Here is a 9,177-nt window from a genome sequence, read left to right on the forward strand (position 1 = left end):
AACCACTGGCTGACATCGGGAACGCTTAGTTCAGCATCGATGTCCCAAGCTTTATCGGCTTGACCATTGATGATTAATTGAGCCCCAAGTGCATTGGCTTGTAGATTAGTCGCGTTAATCGCAATATCTTGATTTAATGAAATATCGCCTTGCAAGTTTAACGGGTAACCATTTAAACGACCGCTTAAATTGGCGTCTCGAATGGCTACTTGCCATTGTTTATCGGCAATGCTGCCTGAGCTGTTAAAATGGCCACTGAATTTACTTTTGATCGGATTTTGCTGGTTAATATAATCAATGTATTGCAACTGAATGTCGTTAGTAAGCACGTTAGCTTGCCAGGATATTTTATCTTTATATGATAACTGTCCAGTCAGGTCTAGGTTACCAGCAATTGACTGTAAATTGAGTTTGTTGATGGTCAACTTTTGGTCACGATTATCAACATCAGCAATAACCGCCAAAGTAGGGTGGTAAGGTGTCGTCAGTTGCCCTTCAAACTTTGCCACTTGATCTTTTATATTACCTTTACTGGTAAAATGGGCGATGTTGCTGGTGTATTGCGGATTTTTTAGTGGCCACTGCAAAGCGGCGTCGCTAAGTGTTATTTGGTATTCAAGCGCCGGTGAAGTGAGGTTAATATCGGCTGTAAGATTGAAACGGTTATCGCCTTTAGCAATGGCGTTGATATTTAATTGGCTTAAGTCTTGGGTAAGTTCAACACGGAGTTGTTGCTGTTGAAGTCCTGGCAACTCAGGTATTTTTTCGACATTAGCAAGTAGTTTTAATGTCAGTGGGTAATGCTCATGTAAGCTAATATCACCGATAACGCTCACATCACCATCATCATGTTGAATGTCTAATTGGGTTATTCCAAGCTGAAATTGACGAAAACTGGCAGCTAACGCGATGTGGCTAAAATGGTCCTTGCGTTGGCCGATAATGAGCTGACTGTCGGTGGCATTAAACTGTCTAACATTGACAGGAAAAGGCATAAATACCTGTGGTAAGTTAGCCAGTGGCCATGAAGTTTCTTTGGGAACGGCTGTTTGGTTTGTTGCTTGATTATTTGGTTGAGAACGTGTTTGGCTGGTTGATGTTGTATCTGGAATGTTGACGATTAGCCCTTGACTGGTCAGAGATTCAACCACAAGGCCTGCGTTATTCCAGATAGCTTGAGTCGCCAAATTGTCGGCATAAAAAGTCATACCATTTACATCTACATTAATATTGTCCAATTGGGTATGGCTGATGTTAATGCCAATAGGTAATTCAAGCTCGGTAAGAGGATCGTCGAGATTACCCGTTTCTGTGGTTTTTTCGGTAACAGGAATATCATCACTTATAATGTTCACATCAATACGAGATGCAACGAGATTTGTGACACAAAGCTGTTTATTAATAAGACATGTTGGCACCCATTCCAATGTTAAATCATCAGCTTCAACGCTAATTCCTGGCATTGACCATGACAAGTGGTGCAGTGTGATATCACCATTTAAGGTGCCAGAAGCATATTCAACATCGATATCACTGACAAATTGGTTGACGAAAATCACTCCGGTTTTAGTACCAAATGGGGTGCCTATTATGATGGCAAATAGCATCAATAATACCAAGGGGACATAAATCAGTATTCGGGTATAAAGCTTAACACTGCGCCAAATTCTTGCTGATAAACTGGCTGATTTGCGTGCTTTTTTATTACTTGGCTCGAGTGATGGCTCTAATTGAGTGCTTTGTTCATTATTTTGCAAACTACTTTGCTCAGTATTTTTTTTATCTATCATAAATCAGTTCCCATGGTTAAATGGAAACGATATGAGCGTGCAACTGTCTCGGTTTCTTTTAAGCCAAAACCTAAGTCCATTCGAATCGGACCAATGGGTGATATCCAGTGTAATCCTCCACCAACCGATACTACAGGTTCAAATTGTTGTGTATCAAAAGCATTACCTGCATCAACAAAAGTGGCAACTCGCCAGGTCGGGGTAAGATAATATTGATATTCTATGCTGCCAATCGCTAAATAGCGTCCACCGACAACCTGTCGAGATAAGCCGCCTTCACTATTGGTATAGTCAATATAGGGGCCTAATTCTTGGTAACTGTAACCTCTTATACTTTGGTCTCCACCAGCAAAATAACGTAACGATGGCGGTATATTTGCCATATCGTCTTTATCAGCAATGTTGGCACCTAAATCAACTCGGGCAACAAAACGATGTTTATCAAATAAAGTATCTACCCATTTAAATCGGGCTTGTAAGCGGGCAAGGCGAATGGTGGAGCCTAAGGATGGGTCGGCGTATTCAACACTGTAAGTTTGACGATATCCTGATTTTGGATCGAGTGTGTTATCACCACGAACTGTTTTGGTAAGGTTATAACCCAATAAATAAAAACGTGGATCGTAATCAGTATCGAGTTGATTATAAAACTCTCTTACGGATTCAATTGAATATCCATGTAACCAATTACTTTTAGAACGTCTTTGGCGCATTAAGCCAACGAGATACTTTTTAGACTCTAGTTGTCCGGTATTGCTAAATTGGCGTTTATCAGCATCGTAATCTTGGGTGACACCATAAGTGTCGCGTAATAATCCTAGTTTTATTTTCAGTTGGTCATCTAAAGGATGGGTTAACGGAATAGTATAAGTGGTTAAAATCTTAGGACGCTCAGGCGACCACTCAGCACTGGTTTCTTGATAATGGCCATAGCGATTGATTTGCGGCGTGCGCCAAGTGACCCGCACTCGAGGGTCTACACTGTTTTCTGTACTATTGCCTATATCAGCACCTAAACCTACTTCAATAAGATGACTAGGCCGCGGACTTAGCTCAACTTTAATCGGAACGACCCCAGCATCGATCTTGTTTAATTGCGGTAATACTTTGATATTACTAAAGTAGCCAGTATCTAATAAATTACGGTTGAACTCGGTTAATAGCTGTGTGGCGTAAGGCGCATCAGCATCAAAAGGAATTAAGGCTTCGACAACGTCATCATTGAGGGTACTGCCTTCAAAGTGAACATCACCAAATAAATAGCGCTTACCCGAGTCAAACTGTAGATTAATTTGGGCGGTATTTAAATCTCGGTTAATGTTGATTTCTGATTTGGTATACTGGCCATCAAAATATCCTCTTGCCAGCGCTAACGTGATTAACTGTGATTTAATCAAATCGTACACACCGTGATTTAAGATATCCCCAGGTTTTATTTTCAGGCTATTAAGCCACAGCGAAAAAGTATTATCTTGGAGCATGTCACCTTTAAAATTAATGTCCACCCATTGGATAATGACAGGTTCGCCAGGGGTTATATTGAGGCTTAGCTCCCAAGGACCTTTATCATTTTCTTTAACATCAATATCTAAAATTGCATGGTAGTAACCCATGGATTCAAGCGCATCATGGGTGTTATCGTCGACGGTAAATAAAAATGCACGGCGCTGAACATCGTTCTCTGGCAATGTGCCTAAATGAGCAAAAATGTTCTTTTCAATTTTTTTAGGCGCGCCGGTAACGTTAATCTTTAGCCAATTTTCGTCGGCCATCGAAAAGCCTGACATTAGTAAGGTCAACGAAAGGACTATAAATTGGCTGATTTTAAAGTGTTTTGTTGACAAGTTAAGCTAACTTTTTAAAAATTGATTAATGATGACCATTGTCGCTATAAAGCTTAAAAGTCGCAAGGATATGATTGAAATTACAAGCTGAAATGGTTACAAAGATAAACCACCTTCAAGGATTTCCTAACATGAATAAATTATATTTAACGATTGCACTAAGTTTAAGCTTAGCGTCGAATATCAGTTTTGCTAAAGATGACACACCTTTTGCGATTGCAATCCATGGTGGCGCAGGCACAATTTCTTCGGCTAACTTAAGCCCTGAAGAGGAAAAAACCATTCGTGACAAGCTTAAGCAAGCAATTGATGCCGGATATAAAGTGTTAGATAAGGGCGGAAATAGCCTTGATGCGGTTCAAGCCTCGATAAATGTGCTAGAAAATAGCCCATTGTTTAATGCTGGAATTGGTGCTGTTTATACCTTTGATGGTGGCCATGAGCTTGATGCCTCAATAATGGACGGCAACACTATGAATGCCGGCGCAGTTGCTGGGGTTAAACACATTAAAAACCCGATTGATTTGGCTAGAAAGGTAATGGAACAATCACCCCATGTGATGCTTTACGGACAAGGGGCTGAAGAGTTTGCGCTAACTCAAAAATTTAGTCTGGTGCCTAACAATCATTTTGATACCCCACATCGTTATGCACAGTTGCTTGATGCTAAAGCGAGTATCATTGAAGCCGAGCAAAATAACGGCGGTGATTATCAGGCGTCAGTTGATCAGTTAACTGCCAATTATAAATATGGCACCGTGGGTGCTGTTGCACTTGATAAGCAAGGTAACCTTGCAGCAGGGACGTCAACGGGCGGCATGACTGCAAAACGTTTTGGCCGTATTGGTGATTCCCCTGTCATTGGCGCTGGAACATATGCCGAAAATGGCGTGTGTGCGGTATCTGCAACAGGCCATGGTGAGTATTTTATCCGTTATCAAGTGGCGGGTGACATATGCGCTAAAGTTAAATACCAGCAATTATCGATTATCCAAGCAGCTGATGAAGTGATTAATCAACGCTTAGTATCGGCTGGTGGAACCGGAGGTGTGATAGCGATTGACCAGCGTGGCAATATCGCTACGCCATTTAATACCGAAGGTATGTATCGTGCAACTCGAAGCAAAGGTCAGGCTGCAACAATCATGATCTGGCGTGACAAGTAAGTTATAGCTGTGATGATATACACCGATTAACACAATCGGTTTTATTTTCTATCCACTGAGCCATTATTGACTAAACTTAATTAAGTCAGTACTCGAGTGTTAATTCATGATGAATTAATTGACGAGGTTTTTTAAGCACGCAGTCTATTAGCGTGCATTAGGGGGCAATATGGATTCAATAAAAATCAAAGATCACATGGATAGACGTCCGGTACTATTAACCGCAGACATGTCGCTGGCAATAGCGGTTGAAAAACTGCTTGAAAGTAGTAAGAGTGGCGCGCCAGTTGTGGATAATACCGGTAAGTTAGTGGGTTTCTTATCCCAGCAAGATTGTTTGTCAGTGATGTTAAAAAGTAGCTACCACTGTGATATGACCAGTACAGTAAAAGATTGCATGAAAAGTCCAGTATTGTCGGTCACGCCCGACGAAAGTATATTGGAATTAGCTGAGCAAATGTTAGGTCCGAAACCAAAAATTTATCCTGTATTGAGTGCAGGAAAAGTCATTGGGACGATTAATCGGTCCAATGTGCTTAAGGCGATGAATATTTATATGCAACAGTGTTACTTATCTCAAGCTTAACAATCGTTAAAATCAATACCATTCTGCTGTTTTCCTTGCTAGGATCGCTTTTTTTGATGTAAGCAAGGGAATCAGATTTGAATTCGGACCTTCACCCGCTATCTAAGGCGTATCTCAATCTTTGTTATCAAACCGATGCTGCTAAAATTCGTCGTCGTTTGTATCGTGTCAATAAAGAAGCCGAGTCTGAAAAAAAATCCCAAACGTTAGCGCAGTTAACTGAAGCTGCGCAGCAAGCTTATCAAAAAGCGCAACAACGTCTGCAGAATAGACCGGTTATTCATTATCCAGACGAGCTTCCTGTTTCACAAAAACGTGATGATATAGCTTCTGCTATTGCCAATAACCAAGTGGTGATTGTGGCGGGGGAGACTGGGTCAGGTAAAACCACTCAATTACCTAAAATCTGTCTTGAATTGGGGTTAGGAACTCGAGGTTTAATTGGTCATACTCAACCTCGTCGTCTTGCTGCTCGAAGTGTTGCGAACCGTATTGCTGATGAACTTAACAGCCCATTAGGCGAAGTGGTAGGCTTTAAAGTTCGTTTTGCTGATGCCATGAGTGACAACAGTTACATCAAACTGATGACCGATGGTATTTTGCTCGCTGAACTCACCTCGGACCGATTTCTCAACCAGTATGATGCGATTATTATTGATGAGGCGCATGAGCGCAGCTTAAACATTGATTTTATTTTGGGGTATCTGAAACAGGTATTAAAAAAACGTCCTGACTTAAAAGTTATTATTACTTCAGCTACCATTGATGTAGATCGTTTTTCAAAGCACTTTAATAACGCACCTGTGATTGAAGTGTCTGGGCGTACTTTTGAAGTTGAAACGCGTTATCGTCCTTTAGTGCGCGACACTGATGCTGATTTAGATGTTAGCGATGGTATTTTTGCTGCCGTAGAAGAGTTAATTGCGGCTGGCCCTGGCGACATATTGATATTTATGAATGGTGAGCGCGAAATTCGCGATACCGCAGATTTACTCAATAAACAGCAATATCGCGATACTGAAGTTTTACCACTATACGCGCGTCTTTCTTATGGTGAACAATCTAAAGTCTTTAAAAGCCACATTGGCCGCCGTATCGTATTAGCCACCAACGTTGCCGAAACGTCATTAACCGTACCTGGGATCCGTTATGTTATCGATCCTGGTACTGCCCGTATAAGTCGATATAGTTACCGCACGAAAGTACAACGTTTACCGATAGAACCTATTTCGCAAGCCAGTGCCAATCAGCGTCAAGGGCGTTGTGGTCGTGTAGGCCCGGGTATTTGTATTAGACTTTACGATGAAATGGATTTTATTCAGCGTCCCGAATTTACTGACCCTGAAATTTTAAGAACCAATCTAGCTTCAGTGATATTACACATGCTCGCGATTGGATTGGGTGATATCGCCGGCTTTCCATTTATTCAACCACCGGACCAAAAGCACATTCGTGACGGTTTTTTATTGCTTGAAGAGTTACAGGCGGTTAAAAAATCGGGAAATGATCTAGTGTTAACGCCATTAGGCAAAGACTTAGCCAAAATCCCACTCGATCCGCGCTTGGCCCGAATGGTCATTGAAGCGAATAAATTGGGTTGTTTACACGAAGCGTTAGTGATAACTGCAGGTTTGTCGATTCAAGATCCGCGTGAACGTCCAGCGGAAAAGAAACAAGCAGCAGACGAGTGCCATCGTCGTTATGCCGATAAAGATTCTGATTTTGCCAGCTGGGTGAAGTTATGGGATCACGTTAAAGATCAAAAACATGAGTTATCAGCCAGTCAGTTTAGAAAACAATGTCGTGATGAGTATCTCGCGTATTTACGAGTACGTGAGTGGCAAGATTTATACACTCAAGTGAAACAAGCTGTTCATGAATTGAAATGGCGTATCAATGATAGTGCAGCCAGTTATGAACAGTTACATAGAGCATTATTATCAGGTTTGTTAAGTCATGTTGGTTTTAAAGGCGAGAACAACGAGTATCTAGGGGCGCGTAACCGTAAATTCTTTGTATTTCCGGGATCGCCTTTAGCGAAAAAGGGGCCTAAGTGGATAATGGCTGCTGAGCTGACTGAAACCTCACGTTTGTTTGCGCGTTGTTGCGCCAAAATAGATCCTGAATGGTTAGAGTCACTCGCCTCACATTTAGTGAAAAAGAATTATCTAGAACCGCATTTTGAAGCCAAAGCGGCAAGCGTTATAGCACTGGAAAACCAAGTTCTTTATGGTTTAACTATCGTAAATCGCCGTCGAGTACAATACGGCCCGATTGATCCTATTGAAGCCCGAGAAATTTTTGTTCATAGTGCTTTAGCCGAAGGGCAGTTACAGACTAAAGAAACGTTTTTTGTTAATAACCAAAAATTGCTTAATGACATAGAGTCGCTAGAACATAAATCTCGCCGCCGTGATATTTTGGTCGATGAGCAAGTGTTGGTGGATTTTTACGAACCGCTAATACCAGCTGGCATTTATAATGGACCACTATTTTTTGCCTGGTGGAAAAAAGCGCGTCAACAAACGCCTGACTTACTCGATTACAGCCAAGCATTATTAATGCAGCGTAGTGCCGATCATATATCAGCGCTCGATTTTCCAGAAATATGGCATAAAGGTAATCTCGGCTTAACCGTCAGTTATCATTTTGAACCCGGTAGTATGGATGACGGCGTGTCAGTGCATATTCCAGTGGCACTGATTAATCAAATTGATGATAGTGACTTTGATTGGCTAGTGCCTGGGTTGCGACAAGAAAAATTGATTGCACTGATTAAGTCTTTGCCTAAAAACTTAAGACGTAATTTTGTTCCTGCACCAGATTATGCCCGAGCATGTTATCAAGCGATGAAGCCGTTTGAGTTATCGATGCTTGATACCATGTGTAAACAGTTACTGCGCATGAGCGGTGTGCGTATTTCTGCAGATGATTTTGATTTAACTCAACTGACAGAGCATCTTAAGATGAACTTTAAGATTGAGGATGACCACGGTCGTTTAGTTGCTCAAGGACGTGATTTAGAACAATTAAAAGGTCAACTGCAAGGCGTTGTCGCTAAAGCAATACGTAAAGTGGCAGACAAAGGTATTGAGCAGCAGGCAATAACAACATGGTCATTTGGCGATTTACCCGCTCAATATCAGCAGCGCAAAGGCAATTACGAGGTTAAAGCGTATCCGGCATTAATTGATAATAAAACCGATGTGGCGATCAAGTTATTTGATGATGAACATGAAGCAAAACGTCATCATCGAGTAGGATTACGTCGACTATTGTTGATTAACATTCCATCACCAGTGAAACATTTACAACAAGCTTTGCCTAATAAAGCAAAGCTAGCAATGTACTTTAATCCATTTGGACAAGTGCAGATATTAATCGAAGATATTATTAATGCAGCGGTACAGCAGTTGTTAGATCAAAAGCAACTAGACATTCGCAATGAGCAGCAGTTCGAGCAAGCAAAAGAGTGGGTTCGCCAAGAGCTCAACCCAACAGCAGAGAATATTGCGCTAAATGTAGAACAAATTTTGACAATTTATCAACGTATTAAAAAACGTCTTAAAGGCAAAATTAGTTTAGATATTGCATTTGCAATGAGTGATATTCAAACTCAGCTTGATAGTCTTGTTTATAAAGGATTTGTCGAAGACTGTGGCTGGCAACGGTGAACGGATGTTGTTCGTTATTTAAAAGCCATTGAAAATAGACTCGATAAGCTAACTGTTGACCCTACACGCGATCGATTACACATGCACAGTATAGCTAAAGTTCAGGAGGCGTTAACG

The 9,177-nt window shown here is 41.2% G+C and carries 3 protein-coding genes and 2 pseudogenes; 3 read left to right on the forward strand and 2 right to left on the reverse strand.

Annotated elements, in window-relative coordinates; genetic code table 11:
* Together H5202_RS14810 and H5202_RS14815 are read right to left on the reverse strand one after the other, a co-directional pair.
* Positions 1 to 1,790 (reverse strand): annotated as a pseudogene (locus tag H5202_RS14810) (translocation/assembly module TamB domain-containing protein); the annotation flags it as partial.
* Positions 1,787 to 3,562 carry an autotransporter assembly complex protein TamA gene (locus H5202_RS14815; protein WP_182772755.1) on the reverse strand — a complete coding sequence of 592 codons (1,776 nt, stop codon included), beginning with the start codon at positions 3,560 to 3,562 and terminating at the stop codon, positions 1,787 to 1,789. The gene H5202_RS14815 and the pseudogene H5202_RS14810, both read right to left, overlap by 4 nt.
* 203 nt (positions 3,563 to 3,765) lie before the next feature.
* Between H5202_RS14815 and H5202_RS14820 the strand changes: the two genes are divergently transcribed.
* The 3 genes and pseudogenes from H5202_RS14820 to hrpA all read left to right on the forward strand — a co-directional run.
* Entirely contained in the window at positions 3,766 to 4,800 is a 1,035-nt protein-coding gene (locus tag H5202_RS14820; protein WP_182772756.1) for an isoaspartyl peptidase/L-asparaginase family protein, read from the forward strand.
* Between the two features lie 169 nt (positions 4,801 to 4,969).
* Entirely contained in the window at positions 4,970 to 5,386 is a 417-nt protein-coding gene (locus tag H5202_RS14825; protein ID WP_182772757.1) for a CBS domain-containing protein, read from the forward strand.
* Between the two features lie 77 nt (positions 5,387 to 5,463).
* Positions 5,464 to 9,177 (forward strand): annotated as a pseudogene (hrpA, locus tag H5202_RS14830) (ATP-dependent RNA helicase HrpA); the annotation flags it as partial.

Origin of the sequence: Shewanella sp. SG41-4 (assembly GCF_014164505.1) — a bacterium.
In the GTDB taxonomy this organism is placed as follows: Bacteria; Pseudomonadota; Gammaproteobacteria; order Enterobacterales; family Shewanellaceae; genus Shewanella.

Coding starts and splice junctions, on each gene's coding strand:
- H5202_RS14820 (WP_182772756.1), top strand. CDS start 3,766: ATGAATAAATTATATTTAACGATTGCACTAAGTTTAAGCTTAGCGTCG.
- H5202_RS14815 (WP_182772755.1), bottom strand. CDS start 3,562: ATGGCCGACGAAAATTGGCTAAAGATTAACGTTACCGGCGCGCCTAAA.
- H5202_RS14825 (WP_182772757.1), top strand. CDS start 4,970: ATGGATTCAATAAAAATCAAAGATCACATGGATAGACGTCCGGTACTA.